The organism is Streptomyces sp. KL109B (genome assembly GCF_030766935.1).
Taxonomy (GTDB): Bacteria; Actinomycetota; Actinomycetes; order Streptomycetales; family Streptomycetaceae; genus Streptomyces.
Genome location: NZ_JASERL010000004.1, coordinates 297,146 through 312,768 on the forward strand (window position 1 = coordinate 297,146; position 15,623 = coordinate 312,768).

The 15,623-nt window shown below is 67.5% G+C and carries 16 protein-coding genes and 1 pseudogene; 9 read left to right on the plus strand and 8 right to left on the minus strand.

Features of this window, described 5'->3' with window-relative positions:
- Positions 1-249: 249 nt before the first annotated feature.
- The 3 genes from RBJ65_RS15965 (at position 250) to RBJ65_RS15975 (ending at position 2,630) form a co-directional block, all read left to right on the plus strand.
- On the plus strand, positions 250-975 hold the full coding sequence (locus RBJ65_RS15965) for a GntR family transcriptional regulator (protein ID WP_306320564.1): 726 nt from the start codon (positions 250-252) through the stop codon (positions 973-975).
- Between the two features lie 548 nt (positions 976-1,523).
- Positions 1,524-1,919, plus strand: coding sequence for a DUF5958 family protein (locus tag RBJ65_RS15970; RefSeq protein WP_306320544.1), 396 nt, complete (start codon positions 1,524-1,526; stop codon positions 1,917-1,919).
- 192 nt (positions 1,920-2,111) lie between these two features.
- A complete protein-coding gene (locus RBJ65_RS15975; protein ID WP_306320543.1) occupies positions 2,112-2,630 on the plus strand; it encodes an HAD domain-containing protein in 519 nt (172 codons plus the stop codon).
- A gap of 126 nt (positions 2,631-2,756) precedes the next feature.
- Here the strand turns inward: RBJ65_RS15975 and RBJ65_RS15980 are convergent, their stop codons facing one another.
- Entirely contained in the window at positions 2,757-3,002 is a 246-nt protein-coding gene (locus tag RBJ65_RS15980; protein WP_306320542.1) for a hypothetical protein, read from the minus strand.
- 245 nt (positions 3,003-3,247) lie between these two features.
- On the opposite strand from RBJ65_RS15980, the gene RBJ65_RS15985 reads away from it, so the two are divergent.
- Positions 3,248-3,580 (plus strand): hypothetical protein, encoded by a 333-nt coding sequence (locus RBJ65_RS15985; RefSeq protein WP_306320541.1) that lies wholly within the window; start codon positions 3,248-3,250, stop codon positions 3,578-3,580.
- Positions 3,581-5,734: 2,154 nt separating this feature from the next.
- Here the strand turns inward: RBJ65_RS15985 and RBJ65_RS15990 are convergent.
- Positions 5,735-6,067, minus strand: coding sequence for a hypothetical protein (locus RBJ65_RS15990; RefSeq protein WP_306320540.1), 333 nt, complete (start codon positions 6,065-6,067; stop codon positions 5,735-5,737).
- A 172-nt stretch (positions 6,068-6,239) separates the two neighbouring features.
- On the opposite strand from RBJ65_RS15990, the gene RBJ65_RS15995 reads away from it, so the two are divergent.
- From RBJ65_RS15995 to RBJ65_RS16010, 4 genes and pseudogenes are all read left to right on the plus strand, one after another.
- Positions 6,240-6,623 carry a VOC family protein gene (locus tag RBJ65_RS15995; RefSeq protein ID WP_306320539.1) on the plus strand — a complete coding sequence of 128 codons (384 nt, stop codon included), beginning with the start codon at positions 6,240-6,242 and terminating at the stop codon, positions 6,621-6,623.
- Between the two features lie 157 nt (positions 6,624-6,780).
- The gene (locus RBJ65_RS16000; protein ID WP_306320565.1) at positions 6,781-6,954 is read left to right on the plus strand and encodes a hypothetical protein; all 174 of its coding nucleotides are present in this window, start codon (positions 6,781-6,783) and stop codon (positions 6,952-6,954) included.
- Positions 6,928-7,173: pseudogene (locus RBJ65_RS16005) on the plus strand (tyrosine-type recombinase/integrase); the annotation flags it as partial. The gene RBJ65_RS16000 and the pseudogene RBJ65_RS16005, both read left to right, overlap by 27 nt.
- A gap of 16 nt (positions 7,174-7,189) precedes the next feature.
- Positions 7,190-7,747: a hypothetical protein gene (locus tag RBJ65_RS16010; RefSeq protein ID WP_306320538.1), complete on the plus strand. Its 558-nt coding sequence runs from the start codon at positions 7,190-7,192 to the stop codon at positions 7,745-7,747.
- A gap of 182 nt (positions 7,748-7,929) precedes the next feature.
- On the opposite strand, the gene RBJ65_RS16015 is transcribed toward RBJ65_RS16010, so the two are convergent.
- Genes RBJ65_RS16015 through RBJ65_RS16025 form a run of 3 tightly spaced genes read right to left on the minus strand, consistent with a single transcriptional unit; the run spans position 7,930 to position 8,626 of the window.
- Positions 7,930-8,055 (minus strand): hypothetical protein, encoded by a 126-nt coding sequence (locus RBJ65_RS16015; protein ID WP_306320537.1) that lies wholly within the window; start codon positions 8,053-8,055, stop codon positions 7,930-7,932.
- Entirely contained in the window at positions 8,052-8,402 is a 351-nt protein-coding gene (locus RBJ65_RS16020; protein WP_306320563.1) for a type II toxin-antitoxin system death-on-curing family toxin, read from the minus strand. The genes RBJ65_RS16015 and RBJ65_RS16020 overlap by 4 nt, the downstream gene beginning before the upstream one ends.
- Positions 8,403-8,431: 29 nt before the next feature.
- On the minus strand, positions 8,432-8,626 hold the full coding sequence (locus RBJ65_RS16025) for a hypothetical protein (protein WP_372341332.1): 195 nt from the start codon (positions 8,624-8,626) through the stop codon (positions 8,432-8,434).
- A 477-nt stretch (positions 8,627-9,103) separates the two neighbouring features.
- Between RBJ65_RS16025 and RBJ65_RS16030 the strand changes: the two genes are divergently transcribed.
- Positions 9,104-12,226, plus strand: coding sequence for a BTAD domain-containing putative transcriptional regulator (locus RBJ65_RS16030; RefSeq protein WP_306320536.1), 3,123 nt, complete (start codon positions 9,104-9,106; stop codon positions 12,224-12,226).
- Here RBJ65_RS16030 and RBJ65_RS16035 read toward each other — a convergent pair.
- The 3 genes from RBJ65_RS16035 to RBJ65_RS16045 all read right to left on the minus strand — a co-directional run bounded on the left by RBJ65_RS16035 (position 12,223) and on the right by RBJ65_RS16045 (position 15,585).
- A complete protein-coding gene (locus tag RBJ65_RS16035; protein WP_306320535.1) occupies positions 12,223-13,017 on the minus strand; it encodes a cutinase family protein in 795 nt (264 codons plus the stop codon). The two genes, RBJ65_RS16030 and RBJ65_RS16035, sit on opposite strands and share 4 nt — an antisense overlap.
- Positions 13,018-13,299: 282 nt before the next feature.
- Positions 13,300-14,751, minus strand: a complete 1,452-nt coding sequence (locus RBJ65_RS16040; protein WP_372341331.1) for a Cys-Gln thioester bond-forming surface protein — start codon at positions 14,749-14,751, stop codon at positions 13,300-13,302.
- Between the two features lie 312 nt (positions 14,752-15,063).
- Entirely contained in the window at positions 15,064-15,585 is a 522-nt protein-coding gene (locus RBJ65_RS16045; protein ID WP_306320533.1) for a single-stranded DNA-binding protein, read from the minus strand.
- Positions 15,586-15,623: the final 38 nt, after the last annotated feature.

The following is a 15,623-nucleotide window of genomic DNA, read 5'->3' on the forward strand; positions in this document are numbered from 1 at the left end:
CCAACCGTAGCCACCGCACGACGGCGAGGGCCTCGTGATGCCACAACGCCAACGTCTGGGCATCACACGGTCGACGACCGCCCCCTACCAATCAAGCGCGTGCCGAATCGGCACGCACTCCAGGTGCACGCACCCCTCGCCCGCCGCGCCTCTCCCCGAAGCCCCCGTGATCTACGAGACGTGCAGCTGTTCGTGCCACGCGATGGCCATCAAGAAGAGTGCACCGGAGAGGCCCCGGTGAGCGAGCCGATGATCGTGACCGCGCCTTCCCGCCGGCAGGCCATCGCCGAGGACCTCCGAGCCCAGATCACGACCGGCCGTTTCAAAGGGGGCGACCGCCTCCCCGCAGAGGCAGCCTTGGCAACGCACTACGAAGTCAGCACGCCGACGCTGCGCAGCGCCCTCGCCCTCCTCCAGACCGAAGGCCTCATCGAGAAAATCCACGGCAAGGGCAATTTCGTCCACCACCCGCTCCGCCGAATCACGTACATCGGCGGAAGCCGTACCTGCGCCGAGGCTGCCGGAGCAACGCCACAACTGCACGTCACGGTGCACACCACCCAACTCCGCGCGCACGGCCACCTGATCGCCCTCCTGGACGTCCCGGCCGGCACCCCTCTGACGCAGTTCCTCTGCATCCGCCACGAGGGAAAGTCACCACACAGCCTGGCCCGCATCTACATCCCGGGCGACTCGTCGCCTTCACATGCGTGCGCAGAACCCAGGTCGGGACCGCCGGACCTCCACCCTCCGCTGACAGAGATCCGCGAGCGCGTGACCGCCCGCCACCCAACACCGGAGGAAGCGGCGACGCTCCGCATCAGCCCATCCCTGTCCGTCCTAACCATCAGCCGCTCGGCAGTCGACAGCACCGGCCACGTCGCAGAGGCCGCCGTACTGGTCCTGCCCGGCGACCGAGCGGACGCGTACTTCATCACGCACCCCATGACCGGAGAAGAGAGGAGGGAAGGATGACGTACCCCACCGAACTACGCCTCCTCCCGTGGTCGGGCCCCGAGGGAAAGCCCTGCTACCTGCAAACGGACGACGCAGACAGCTACCTGTCCCGCCTGGCCGACAACACCGAGTCCGTACAACTGGGGCTGGCAGCCGAGCTGCTGGAGCACGCGACAGATGTACTCGCCGACAAGCAGGCCGCGCCAGATGACCTATGCCGCCTAGCCGCCGACCTGGCCGGCGCCCTACAGGCAACGCTTCGAGTATCGGTAAGCCGCGGCCACCGACTGTCTCTACCTGAGCCGCCTGCTCCGGGACAAGGCGAGGATGACCCACAGTCGCCAGCCGCAACCTTCGGCTAATAACAGAGGCAGACAGCAGTGGAGGGGCCAGAGCCAACCTGGCCCCTCCACTGCTGTCTGCCTCCGGATCGGGCAAGTCCGTGGTGGGGCGGAACTGCCCGACTCCTTGCGTCAGATGGCTGTGCCATCAGGCGCAGGCAACCGTGCTGCCCACGGGCCGCCGTGCGCGTACCGTCGATCTGGACCGTAGGGGGGTGGAGGTTTGTGTTGTACGCACACGAGGCGATCCTGAACGAACTCGCACAAGGGCTCAGACCTGTGGACGAGGGCGTCGAGTGGTTCAAGGGTCTCTCAGAGGGCGACCAACGCAAGGTCCTGCACGCACTGGTGCTGTTCTGCGAGCAGGCCCGCGCCCGCGCAGAGGACGTGTCCGAGAGCATCGCGCGTTCCGGCATCCGTCCTACGCACACGCCGGCGGTGATGCTCACGAAGTGGCGCTTCGGAATGGAAGCACTTCCGTCCTACGAACTGACCAAGTCCTTCCGCTTGCTCGTCGCCCTCTTCACCCTTGCCGACTCCCGCAGGCGGGCGCTGCACTGTGTCGGCGGATGTAGCCACGCGTGGCACAACCTGCCGGATCTGCCACGCAACGCAATCTGAGATGTCGTCTTGCCTTGGGTCTTAGCGGGGATCTTGCTGGCCTGCGTTCTCGCATCTCCAGGGCCTGATCGCGACCCGTCTGACTGGTCGTCATTGGCCGTTGTCGGCCGGTGTTGAGCACCTTCGGACGACCCAGGATGGCCCAGCAACGGGCGAGAGTCCTCTTCTGCTACACGGGGCTATGGTGCCGCCGTGACAGGCACCCCAGAGCGTCCCCTCTTCTTCCTTGACGTCGACGGCCCACTGATCCCGTTCGGGACATCCTCCAGGCAGTCAGAAAACTCAGCCGCCGACACCTGGGCTAATACCGACCAGGGAAACCCGCTACTGAGGCGGCTCGACCCTGAACTCGGACCGCACCTAATGGCCTTGGGATGTCAGCTCGTTTGGGCGACGACCTGGATGGAGGAGGCGAACGAGGTCGTCGCCCCTCGCATCGGACTGCCGAGGCTACCCGTGGTGGAATGGCCGGCCCATCGCGCCGACGATGACCCACGCGGTCTGCACTGGAAGACCCGTGCCATCGTCGAGTGGGCCGACAATCGCCCGTTCATCTGGGTCGACGACGAGATCAGCGCCATGGACCGCCTGTGGGTCGATGCCAGCCACCCCGGGCCGTCGTTGCTTCATCACGTAGACCCGAGGAGAGGCCTCACGGAGACCGACTTCTCTGCGTTCGACGACTGGCTTCGTCTCGTCGTACCGAGGTGAGCACCGCATTAGGAGTTCGATCACTGGAGCGTGCGACCTGCTCAGCGCCCGCGATGCTGGTGGGGCGGTGCCCCTGTGGCCGTCCTAGTCCGTTGCCGCCCGGGACGTTCATGTCATCGGCTGATGTCACTCCGCAGAACGCTGGCGCGTTGCCAGTCGCCGCAGCCTACGGCGGCGCTGTCCCGCTGCGCGTTGCTGAGCTCTCACGATGGCAACTGTCTGCGGATCACTGATCAGGTCGTAGTCGTAGAGCAGAAGCGCATCGTCGTCTTCTGCGAGCAGGCGTCGCAACGTGTCGATGTTGTGCTCGGGGCTTGTGAGTAGCCGCTTCGACTCCAGCCAGGCGGCCAGACCACCATCGTCTTCCAACACGGGACCACCGTAGTCAGCCCGTCCGGCGGCGTCATGCCAGTTCTCCAGGCTTAGGCATAGCGCTTCCAGTGTCGCAGACAAACGGCTGTGACCTGGCGCCGTCGCCTGGGAGACCTGTCACTGGTGGTCGCCGTTGGTCACTGCTGAGCGGCCTCGGACGGCCCAGGGACGGCCCGAAACTCTCGACTCCCCCACGTCCTGACCAGCTAGCATCACGGCCAGCACAGGGCATGGGGGGGGACGCTGTGGCACTCAACCGCAAGGGCTCGCGACGCATCGTCGTCGACGGCACGACTTACCGCTGGCGCCTGCGGGGCCGGCCGACGTACGACCAGGCCCTCTGCGCGAGGCCGTGCACGTACGCAGTGGAACACGCAGACGACCCCGGCACGACCCTCGTCGTCACCACGAACCAGCCTCACGCCAGCAACTGGTTCGGAGCGCCGAGTGCTGCTGTGCTCCCCAGCGACGTGAGCGCCGCCATCGCATTGGCCCTCGCCCAGGGCTGGCACCCGACACGTCCTGGCCCGCCATTCCACCTGGACCGGTCCGACGGATTCGACCACTTCCAGGTCTGACACCGCTCCCGCTTCGCCATTGTTCCCAAGATTGATGGTCGCGCTATGGCAGAAGGGACTTAAGGCCTCTTCGTACTCGCTGGAACGCGGGGTCGAATAATGCCGTGTCAGGGCACACCTTGAATCTGTGAGCCGGTAGAGCTTTGCCTGCCGCTAGTTTCTCTTGTGCCCGCACATACTTTCCGTCGCGATGCCTTAGCGGGTTGTCCATATTCTGAATTAGGCCAAACTTCGATAGCGTGAGATGAGATTCGTAGACATCGCGCGATATCGCGTAGGCATTCACTCGCTCGAAACCGGCACAATAAACTCCCTCCTCCGCATGCTTGAGGGGCAGTCGCTGACTGAGGTGCCTGAGCGCCATGTACATGCGAATCTCTGAAGGCGTTAGAAGGTAGATCCACCCCTGCGTGTAGAAACTCCGTGGCAGGTGGAGAGCGCTCTCAAATGGATAAGGGATTATGTACGGATGGGTCGTGCCTTTCATTCCGGACTCGTGCAGCAGCGAAGCCCTGAACGTACTTCGACGTCTACCCGATTCGATCCGGACCAGCCCTTCCTGTTCAAGTCTGATGAAGGCTGATCTCACTTGCCGTGCGCGATTCCCCTGTTCGGAGATTCGGACTGCGGCATTAAGGTTTGCTTTGGCCGGTGACACGACAAGGTTAGTCCACGATACGTCTCTCGGCCCTGCAACTAGTGGTAATTGGCTAGATGCTGGCTGACCTCCCTGGGACCTACTTTGCGCCTCCATCAATAGAAGTAGATACAACTGCACGTTGACACCGCGGGGCGCGCTTATCCTAGCGATTGGAGGGTTACCGGAAATCGAATGAAGGAATTCGCCGCGCACAGTAAATAGCAGTTTGCTACGAAAGGATTGGATATGTCCCACTGCAAGCTCGATCTGCGTGCGCAGACTTTCGATCTGTTGCAGGCGAGCTGCGTATCGGTCGTGAACGCGTGACACCTGGAACCTCTTTTGCGACCCTTTGGCCGCACAGCCGCGGCGCTCTGACCTGCTAAGTGAGTCGTACGGAGTAGAAACTACATGCGGGCCAAAGGGTCTGTCCGCAGAGTTGGGCAAACCATGCTTCCGCAGGTCAGGGTGTGGGACGTCGGCCGGCACCGAGAGGCTGCCTGAAGGTCGGGCGTTCGAGCGAGTGGCGGCCTCCCCGGGGCATCGGGAAGGCCGCCGCACCCAAACCAGTGGAGGGAAAAGGTGCTAGAGAAAAACGTAAGCGAACAGGAGCTGCGGCCTCAAACACGTGTCGGCCGGTGGAGCCGAGCGAGGTCCGGTGCCGGCATCGCCGCTCTTGCAGCAGCCACATGCGGCCTCGTCGCGATGGTGCCAGCGTCGGCGCAGCCTCTTAGTGTTGCCTTGGCGCTTGTTGGGGTCCTCGTGGGAGCGCGTCGACCTCGATGAGCGGCAACAGCTCTGACTTGTTCATCGCCAGTGCTGGCCGACATCAGCAATCGTGGGCCTGTGGGCCATGTGTGGGCCGAGCAAGACACTCAACAGGAGCGAAGCGGCTCTGACCAGGGAGTTCCTTCGCGCCTCGTGTCGGTCCAGAAAACCCTCGAGGCGAGAGCTTCCGTGGGCTCAATCCCACACCCACCGCACAGGTTGAAGGCCCCTGACCAGGAACATCAGTCGGGGGCCTTTCTCATGGCCGGTGCCCTCTGGCGACCGCTGTTCCCCATGGCTCCCCGGCCTATCGGGCACGCGAAGGGCACGAACGGACGGCGACTACCGCTTCAGCGCTCGATAGCGCTTCAGGAGAGCGGTGATCCTGTCAGGGTTGGCACGGCTGGTCAGCAAAGCAGGCCGGTTCGCAGAGCACGAAGCGCCCCGACGGGCTGTGACACGGAAGCCGGGTGATTCCAAGCTTCTAGTGCGGATGTGGCACGTGACGACTGAGCGAATCCGCACAACAAGAGGCACCGGGCCGATGGCCTGGGGCTTCTTCGTGGAGCGGGTGACGAGAATCGAACTCGCGCTGTGAGCTTGGGAAGCTCGGGTGATCTAGGGGGAGTTGGGCCTCTGACCTGCGAGGGAGCGACCTAACGGGCCCTCGGTGCGGGCAACTTCGTGCCTGCCGTTCCCCGTGGTTCCCCGGTCGATCTGGCACGGGTGTGGCACGGGCGCGCTGACTACGGTGAGATCCAATCGGCCCAGCCAAAGGCGAACTTGTAAGCCGTGCGCACTGCCTCCGACCCGCGTTTACCGGTCCACAGTGCCACTGCCAAAGCGGCGAGGAACAGTGCAGCGAAGGCAGCCTCGATGATTGCTCCTGCACTGGGAGACCAGACCAGGGCCACGAAAACACTCGCGGCGATCACGATGGCAAGGCCCAGGTGCGCAATGGGCATCTCAACGCGAAACAGTTCACGAGCAGCGTGGAGTGACCTCTGCATATCGGCGTTGTAGCGAGCCCTTGCCGCGTCAGGGTCGGCGTTCGAGCCTTCCGGCCATTGCTGTTCCATCAGCGCCCCCGGTCTCTTGGTGGCGAGCTTAGCCCGCGCCCGGCCTTCCGTCGCCCTCGTCCGCAACGGCGCCCGCTTCGAGAACGGCCACCTCGTCGAACGCCCCGAGGCCACCGCCGCCTGATCACACGTCACACACGACAAGCACGCGATCATAAGGCAGGGTGCTGGAATGAAATCTCGAACCGGTGGCATGTGGTGGGGCACGACGATCGAAGCGCCGGACCCCAGCGGCTTGGCGAGGTTCTACGCCGAACTCCTGGGCTGGCACGTCAGCCACGAGGAGCCGGGAACGGCGATCGTCGCCGCCTCTCCCCAGGGCCCCTTCTTCGTGTTCCAACAGGCGGACGGCTATCGGTCCCCGACCTGGCCTCCGGTCGACGGTGAGCAGCGTCCGATGATGCACTTCGACTTCCAGGTCGGCGATCTGGACTTGGCGGTCGCCGACGCGGTTGCTCTGGGCGCCACTCTGGCGGAGTTCCAACCTCAGGAGAACGTCCGGGTGCTCTTCGACCCGGCCGGCCATCCCTTCTGCCTGTGCTTCGACGAGGGATGATCGGACTGGATCACAGCTCGCCGATCCACAACTCTTGACAATTCCTCTACTCCGCGACCTCATCGGGCGTCAGCCACTCCACGGCCGCGGACTCGTCCCGCTTCGACCCCGCCGACGTACGCGCTTGGGTCGAGACGCAGACGGCGGTGGCTGCCTGATGGTCGGACACATTCAGGACCGCTGGTCCAAGACCGAGCCCGGCCCGAACGCCAAGCCCGTCAAGGTCAAGAGCGACCGCCACGGCATCGGCCTCCGCTACCGCACCCGCTACATCGGCCCGGACGGCACCGAGAAGGGCCAGCACTACGCCGCCGCCCGCGAGCACGGCTAGCACGCCCTACGGCACTTCTACGCCTCGGCGCTCCTGGACGCCGGAGAGAACATCAAGGCGCTGAGCCTCTACCTCGGACACAGCGACCCCGGGTTCACGCTCCGCGTCTATACGCACTTGATGCCGAGCAGCGAGACTCGGACCCGAAAGGCAATCAGCGCTATGTATGCGGCGGCCGGTCACTCGCGCGGCGACTCGGCATCTGGAACGGCCGCGTAGCAGAACGGGGGAGTTCGTGAACAGTGCCGTGATCGGACTGGTTGCCGCAGTGGTCGGCGTGACAGGCACCCTCCTGGCCCCGATCTTCTCTCAGCGGCTGCTCGCTCGGAGCCAAGCGGATCAGTTCGATCAGCAACAAGCCGCCCTCCGCACTCAGTGGCTACGTGAGCAGGAACGCTTGGAGCTGACAGAGCGCCGTGGCTGCTACATCACAACAAGCGCCGCCTACTGGCGCTACCGCGTGCAGCTCATGAACTACCTTTGGCATGTGCATCGAGAGGACCTCACTCCTGACGCACGTGCCGAGCTGGACGAGGCACGCCGTGCGCATCATTCGGCATTCGCCGAAGCGCAGTTGATCGCCTCGGCCGTCGTCCTGGCTCACTTGGATTCCATGGCAATAGCGCTGGGTGACGCCTACCGAAAGATCAAATTCCTGGAAGAGGGTGCGCCACGATCCAACGGTGCGTTCGAAGACATCGAAGGAGAACTTCAACAGCTCTGGGACCCCTGGCAAGAAATGCGGCGTGTCATGCGCGTTGATCTAGGTGCCAGCCACTCCCCCGTCCGCTGACGTGGCCCAGAGACGGCCCAAGCCGCCTGACACGGCCCCTCATTGGCGAGAAAGTCGCTGGTGAGGGGCTGTTTCATTCCCTCGTTCAGCGAGAAACACCCAATCTTGCCGTACGGCCACCGCCTGGCGGAAACCCGTATCGAGGGGCGGGCCTGTCCTGGGAGCCGAGTACGTACGGCGGCTCACGCCCCCAGTTCGGTGTTCGCGTCGCGTGTCTGCGTGACGGCGCGGCGCAGCGTACCGGCCGGCCGGGCCGCCCCGTACACCGGCTGTCCGTCAAGCAGGTGCAGGGAAGATATCCGGGTCACTGGACCGGGAACCAGCCGGAGAGGTGCTTGGCGATCGTGGCGACTTCGAGGTGGCCCTGGGCCACGTCCTCGACGAAAGGGCCCGCGATGCTGACGTGTGGCGGGGCGGTGCGGGCTCCATTGAAGGCGAGGAAGGCGATGCAGCACAGCCATGCGGTGCGCCTGTTGCCGTCGACGAGCGCGTAATTGCGTGCAAGGGAGTCGAGGAGCGCGGCGGCCTTCTCGTGGAGTGTCGGGTAGACCTCGGTGCCGAATACGTCGGCCTTGGGGCGCTCGACGGCCGAGACGAGCAGGCCGACGTCACGAACAGCGTGTTCGCTGCCCGTGACGCGGGTGACGACCTTCATGACTTCATCGAGCTGGAGGTACCGGAAGGTCACTTCAGGTAGTCCAGGATTTCGCTGTGGCTGTCCATGAGGTCGTCGAGGACGGAGTCGATGGTCATTTCGGCACGCTCGTTGGCCTGGACGATCGCTTCAATCACCAACTCGTGCTTGCTGCGGTGCTCACGCTTGACCCGCTCGGCGAGCCGGGCGTCGACCGCCTCGGGGATGCGAAGGTTCATAGCCAATTCCAGATGGTACCGCGGCAGTACCATGCGGTCGGGGTGCAGAATACGGGTGCCACACGGCCCCGCCTGTGCCCGGTGTCGGTGCCGGCACCGGCACCGGCACCGGCACCGGCTTGCCCGTCGCGATCGCTTCGCCCCGGCAACCAACGGGCCCGACCCAGGATGAACGGCATGCGCAGAGTGCGGCGGCTGCCTGTCATTCTTGAGCGGCCACACACCAGCCAGCCGCGTCACCGACGCGCCAGAACGGCACACCTACGGCGTGATCCAATTCGCCCACCCGAACGTGAACTTGTACGCGGCACTCAGCGCACGCCGATATTGACGCCCCCTGCGCAGTGCCACCGCCAGGGCGACGAGGAACAGCCCCGTAAAGCCTCCCGCGATGTGGTGCCGTCGTACGCGACGGGCGCAGGTCTTGTGGGGGTCGGGGCGGGAGCGGGCTGGGGATGATCAGGGCGTGGGTACGCTCGCGGCGTGCCGATTCCGAGCGAGTTGTCCACAGAAGTGAACCCGCAGAACCCGCACCTTCGCTTCGCTCTCCTCGGCCCGCCCCAGGCCTGGCACGGCGACGTCGGCCTGGAGCTGGGGCCGGTTCGCGAGCAGGCGCTGCTGGTCGCCCTGCTGCTGCGGCCGGGCCGCACGGTCAGCCGGCGGCAGCTGCTCGACGGCGTGTGGGGGACGGAGCCGCCCGGGACGGGGAGCAGGGTCATCCCCGTGTACGTGCATCGGTTGCGCCGCCGTCTCGGTGTCCGCGGAGGAACGCGGCCGGTGATCGAGACCGTTCGTGGCGGTTACCGCTTCGCCGCCCAAGACGGGGCGTACGTGGACGTGGCCCGGTGGGAGGAGGCCGTCGCCGAGGGGCGCGCGGCGAAAGGGGCCGGGGATCGGGAGGCCGCCGTGGAGGCGTGGTCCCGGGCGCTGGAACTGTTCCGCGGCGAGCCCTTGGCCGGGATACCCGGGCCCTTCGCGGAGGGCGAGCGGCTGCGGCTCACGGAGCAGCGGCTCCTGGTGGTGCAGGAGAAGGTGGACTGCCAGCTCCGTTCCGGTCGGCATTCCGAGGCCCTCGGGGAACTGTTCTCCCTGACGACGGCCCACCCGTACAACGAGGCCCTGGCCGTTCTGCTGATGCGTGCCCTGCACGCCGCCGACCGGCAGTCCGACGCGCTGGACGTGTACGCGACGGTGCGCCGCCGCCTGGTGGACGAGCAGGGCGTGGAACCCGGCCCCGAACTGCGCCGGATCCACGAGGCGGTCCTCCGCGGCGACACCCCGGACGCCACTCCACTGCCGGCCGACACACGCCAGAGCCCGACCCCGGGCCCGCACCCGGAACCCACCCCCCGTAGACACCAAGCCCGCCACGAACTTCCCGTCGACACAAGCAACTTCACGGGCCGGGAACGCCAGCACCGACTCCTCCTCACCCCCACCGACCCCCACGAGGTCACCATTCGGGCCGTCGACGGCATGGCGGGCGTCGGGAAGACCGCCCTGGTGGTGCGCGCGGCGCGGGAGCTGCGCGGCCGGTACCCCGACGGCTGCCTGTTCGTGGAGCTGCACGGGCACCGCGAGGACCGCGAGACCGTGGGCAGGCAGCGCGTACTGCGCCGATTACTCCGGGCGGTGGGCGCCGGCGCGGGCGAGGACTGCGAGGACCTGGACGAGCTGGCCGCCTCCTGGCGCGCCGCGACCGCCTCCCTCCGCCTGCTCCTCGTACTCGACGACGCCTCCCGCGCCGAACAGGTACGCCCCCTGTTGCCCGCGGGACCCGGCTCCCTGGTCCTGGTGACAAGTCGCCAACGCCTGACCGGCCTTGACGCGGACCGCAGGGTCTCACTCTCCCCACTCGGCATCGACGAGGCGACGGAACTGCTGACCCGCATCGTCGGCGGCGAAGAAGAGGCAGAGGAAGAGGAGTCAGAGGAAGAAGAGGTAGAGGGTGGTGGAGTGCGCCGTGAGCGGGCCGCCGTACGCGAGTTGGCCACCCTCTGCGGACGACTCCCGCTCGCGCTGCGTATCGTCGGCGCCCGCATCCAGGACCGCCCGTCCTGGGCCGTGGACGCCCTGGCGGCCCGGCTGACCGACGACGAGCGGCGCCTCGACGAACTCACCGTGGAGGACCGGAGCGTAGAAGCCGCGTTCGGGATCTCGTACGCCCGGCTGTCCGCCACCGAACAGCGCGCCTTCCGGGTCCTCGGCCTGTCGCCGACCGTACGTCTCGACCGGCTGACGCTCGCCGCCCTCCTCGACGACATCCCGCCGGACGCCGAACGCGCCCTGGAGAACCTGGCCGACGCGAGCCTGGCGCAGCGGGTGACCGCCGACCGCTACCGCCTGCACGACCTGGTCGCGGTCTACGCGCGACGCGTCGCCGCCACGTCTCCCGCCGAGGCCTCGGCCGCCCGCGAACGCGTGTTCCGGCTGTACGTGGCCGCCGCCCGCTGCGCCAGCGACTGGGGAACCTCGTCCACCCCGACCGGACCGCGGGGCACCGGCCCCTTCACGGGCTGGGAGGAGGCGACGGCCTGGCTGGACGAGGCGGGCGGCGAACTCGTCGACGTGGTCGGTCAGGCGGTGGCCGTCGGCCGGATCGACGAGGCGTGCTGGATCGCCGAGGGCCTGGTCGACTACCTCACCCGGCAGGGCCGGTTCCACGAGTGCCGCGCCACGCTCGAAATGTTGCTTCCGCTGCTGCCGCGGGCCGGCGACCGGCGGATGGACTCCGCGCTGCGGATCGGCCTCGGGATTCTGTACGGGGTCCAGGGCCGTTATCGGGAGGCCCGTGGCTGGTTCGGCGAGGCCCTGGACATCGCGCGCCGGGCCGACGACCGGCATGAGCAGGCGCGCGCATCGGCCGGTCTCGGGACCTTCGCCAATCTGGAGGGGCGGGTCGCCGAGTCCATGAACCACTTCGCCGAAGTCCTGCGTCTCGCGGGCGAGTTGAGGCACGACGAGTGGCTGATGGGTTCGATCATGACGCGCGCCGGCGACATGCACCATCAGCTCGGCGAGCACGACAAGGCGTACGACCGCTATCTGAAGGCGATCGCGCTGGCCGAGAAGGCGGGCAGCCCCAGGCTCCTGGGCAAGACCCTGCTGCGCCTCGGCGGTCTCCAACTCGACCTGGAGCGGCCCACCGAGGCCGTCGGCACCCTCCGTAAGGCGGAGAGCCTGGCCAGGCGCCTCGGGGATGTTCCCCTGTACTCCGCCGCCCTCGACCGACTGTCCACGGCCGAGGCCGAGTTGGGCAACGTAGCGGCGGCGGCCGAACTGCGGCGCCGGTCGCGCACCGTCCTGGACGAGGGCACCGACGCCGCCCCGGGGTTCGCGATCCGGCACCGGCTGCTCTGGCACGACGCCGTGGCCGAGGACCTCTCCGGCTCCCGCGACTTCTTCGAACGCGGCACCGCCCTGCCCGACGCGGACGCCAACCGGGCGAGAATCTCCCGCGCGTTGGACGACCTCGGCGACCACGACCGGGACCGCGACCGGGACCACGGCCGCGACCACGACCACGACCGACGGCCGCGCCGGGGCTCGGCGGATTCAGCAGATTCGGCCGATTCGGCGGATTCAGCCGATTCAGCGGATTCCTAGACCGGGTCGCCGTTCTCGTTCAGCCACTCCACACCGTTCCCACCGGTCCGGGTGAGGCTCTTGGGGATGGCGGACTCCGGGTACTTCCAGTGGATGTTGAAGTAGCCGGGCGCGTTGGTGAGGGACCTCAGGTCGCACACCGGGTCGCCGACGATGCAGAACCGCCTGACCGGTATCCCCTCGAAGTTCGCCGGCCCCGCACCGGGCGCGGACGCCACGCCGGGTATGCCGAGCCCCTTGGGAACACGCGCCCCGAAACCGGTGTCGGGCTGCATCGGATCGGCGTAGAGCATGCCGTCGACCTGCGACCGCGGGATCCCGGTGTTCCCCTTCGCGATCTTCTGCAGCACCTCGTCCGCCGCCTGGGCACCCTGCGAGTAGCCGGTGATCGTGAGCTGGGCGTCGGGGTGCGCGTTGTGGGTGTCCTGCGCCGCCTTCAACCCCCGCTCGATACCCAGTTGCACACTGGCGTCGTACGTCGGCGAGGTCAGGGCCTCCGGGTTGACCTTCCCCGACGGCTCGACGAGTCCGCCGGAGGGGCCTATGAGCGGGCCCGCGGAGGCCGGGTAGCAGACCTTGATCGCGGCGGCACCGAGCCCGAACGCCTGGTTCGCGGCGTCGTACGAGGACGTGGTGTTGGGGCAGCCGTCCTTGTTCGTGGTGGGACCGGTGCCGCCTATCTCTATGTAGTAGTGCTCAGCGCCCGCCGTGCCCTCCGCACCCGCCGCGCCCTCCGCATGCGCGGCCGGCGCGAACGCGACGGCGCCACCGGCGGTCAGTACCGCCGCCACGGCAGTGGCGCGGACAACCCCTGCGGCCCTTGCGGCCCTTGCGGCCCTTGCGGCCCTTGCGGCCCTTGCGGCCCTTGCGGCCCTTGCGGCCCTTGCGGATCCTGCCACCTTGTTCGTCTTCGACATGACGCGATGTCCCCCTCGGATCGTGAACGTGCCGGACAACCAACGCGGTTGACGCTAGGCACCGGTGTTCACATCCCGTTGTCATCTCGATGACAACGCAGGTGGCTCGGCATGCGGCGGGCCGGAGGGGGGCCACCCGCCCAGCCAACGACGCCACTACTCCCCTTCGTCGGGCGACTTCCTCTTACGGCCCAGGACGACCGACGCGCCGCCCACCAGCACCAGCAGCACCGCGATGCCCGCGATGATCGGCGTCGCGTTGGAGCTGCCGGTCTCGGCGAGGTCCGTACCGGTCCCGTTCTCGCTGCCGCTGCCGGTTCCGCCGACGGACGCCGGGCTCGGCTGCGTCGTCGTCTGGGTGGTCAGGCCGCCGTCCGCCGCAGAGCCCGCCGCGGCGGTCGTCTCGCAGTCCAGGACGCCCCGCAGCCGCTTCTCGAAGCCGTGCGGCCCCTTGATCGTGAAGTCGTACGCCTGGTCCTCCTGCAGGGGTATCGTCACCGTCCGCTTCGCCTTGGCCGGGATCGTGTGCCGGGTCCCCATCAGCGTGAACGTGTACGGCGCGGCACCGCTGTTGGTGGCCGTGATGTCGACGCCGTGCCCGGCGCAGTTCTCGCGCGCGGACAGCGCGGGCACGGCGCCCTCGCTCCCCCAGTTCGCCGTCGCGGTCGCGGAGACCGTGGACTCGCTCGAGCCCGCGAGTATCTGTGTCTGGCTTCTGCTGTCGGACGCGAAGGCCCGGCCGACCGGAACCGTCGTCGACGCCTGCACGGTCAGCTCCGCCGAACCCGCCCTGGACCCCTTCGGTACGTCGAAGTAGAGCCGGCTGCCGTTCTTCGCTTCGGTGACGCGCTCCCCCTTCTCGTCGACGAGTCGGACCCCGCCCGCGGCGGCCTCTGCGGGCGGCAGCACCGTGACGCCGTCGGCGTTCGTGTGCACGGTGACCGGGCCGAGGCGCTCGCCCGGCAGCCCGGAGACGGCCTGCGGCGACAGGGTCAGCGAGGCCTGCGGCTCCGCCAGGTCGCGCGCGCCGCGCTGCAGATAGTCGGCGAGCTTCTCGGCGGCGGGACTGACGGCGTCGACGTCGACCTTGTCGTGCTTGTTGGAGTATCGCCAGATCGCGACCTGGGTGCCGGCCGCCGCCTGCTGCTCGGTCAGGCTTCCCGCATGCGCCTTGCGGGCGAGCGCGGCGAGGTCGTTGACCTGCGGGTACGAGTTCTGCAGGATCCAACGGATGCGTCCCGCGTCCGCGTTGTCGTGCAGCGACGTGCCGGACCAGGACGTCTCCCGGTACTTGGCGTCCGGCTGCGTCGGGTTGTGGATGTCGACGCAGTACGTCTGGAGCGTCCCGCCGTCCTCGACGGACATCCGGAACAGGCCCGCCGACACCTTCTCGTCCTTCCCGGCCTCGTGGATCACAGCCGAGTCGTACGTCTCCAGGCCACCCAGAGTGGCGCTCGCACCACTCTGTTCCGTGGCACCGTCGTCGGCGTGCGCGACACCCGCGCCGGATATCGCGCCGCTCGCCATCAGTCCCGACATCAGGGCCGCCACGGCGAGACGGGCTGCGCCTCGCCCACGCCGCGCGGTCCATGAGCACACTGAAAACACGTAATTCCCCTTCAGGCAGGACGTGTTGTCACATGGGGGGTGGTGTCCCGCCGGCAGAATCAACGCCAACCACGGTGTTTCGGCTGGCCCTTGCACTCCTGGTCCGTGGCTGCACTCGCTGCGCAGCGGTCCCCACGGCCCCCGGAGTCACGCTCGGCATCCTAGGGAAATGATCTTGCGTGATCCCCGGAGCCGCCTTCCGGCAACCGATCCGAATCGCAATCGTTATCGCCAACACCGTTTCCGAGCTGGGCATATCGACAAATCGCCGAAACGGGGAGGCCGTTGGGTCGCGGTTCGGAACGGGAACGGTCAGCCCACCGGTTGAGGCTGGGACGGGGACTGGGATTCGTCCATGTCCGGCTCGGCACCGCCCTCACCCCCCGCCCCCGCATCGGACCCCACGCTCGCCTCGTCCCCCGGCTTCACCACGTCCCACGGGGAGTCACCCTGCGGCGCGTTCTCCACGCTGGGCCGCGACGGCCGCCGGAACGCGGACGTACCCCGCGACAGGTCGTGTCCGATCGCGACCGCCTCGATGTCCGCCGACGTCCAGTGCTGCCCACCCCGCTCCTCGTCGCGCACCTTCAACTTGCCCTGCACCACGACCGGTTCGCCGAGCGCCAGCGAACTCTGCACATTCGTCCCGAGGGTGCGCCAGGCCCACACCGTGAAGAAGTTGGTGTGCCCGTCCACCCACGCGTTCTGCACCCGGTCGAAGCGGCGCGTGTGCGCCGCGAGCCGGAAACGGGCGACCGGCCCGGTCGGCAACTCCCGGAAAACCGGGGTCGTCGCCACGTTCCCCACCACGGTCACCATCGTCTCGCTACCCATCTGGAACCCCTCCCGTTACGCAACCGGCCCCGACCCCA

Bases quoted from the DNA above. Each gene is read 5' to 3' on its own strand.
- RBJ65_RS15965 (WP_306320564.1), top strand. From the start codon at position 250: ATGATCGTGACCGCGCCTTCCCGCCGGCAGGCCATCGCCGAGGACCTC.
- RBJ65_RS15990 (WP_306320540.1), bottom strand. From the start codon at position 6,067: ATGGAACAGCAATGGCCGGAAGGCTCGAACGCCGACCCTGACGCGGCA.
- RBJ65_RS15995 (WP_306320539.1), top strand. From the start codon at position 6,240: ATGAAATCTCGAACCGGTGGCATGTGGTGGGGCACGACGATCGAAGCG.
- RBJ65_RS16000 (WP_306320565.1), top strand. From the start codon at position 6,781: ATGGTCGGACACATTCAGGACCGCTGGTCCAAGACCGAGCCCGGCCCG.
- RBJ65_RS16020 (WP_306320563.1), bottom strand. From the start codon at position 8,402: ATGAAGGTCGTCACCCGCGTCACGGGCAGCGAACACGCTGTTCGTGAC.
- RBJ65_RS16045 (WP_306320533.1), bottom strand. From the start codon at position 15,585: ATGGGTAGCGAGACGATGGTGACCGTGGTGGGGAACGTGGCGACGACC.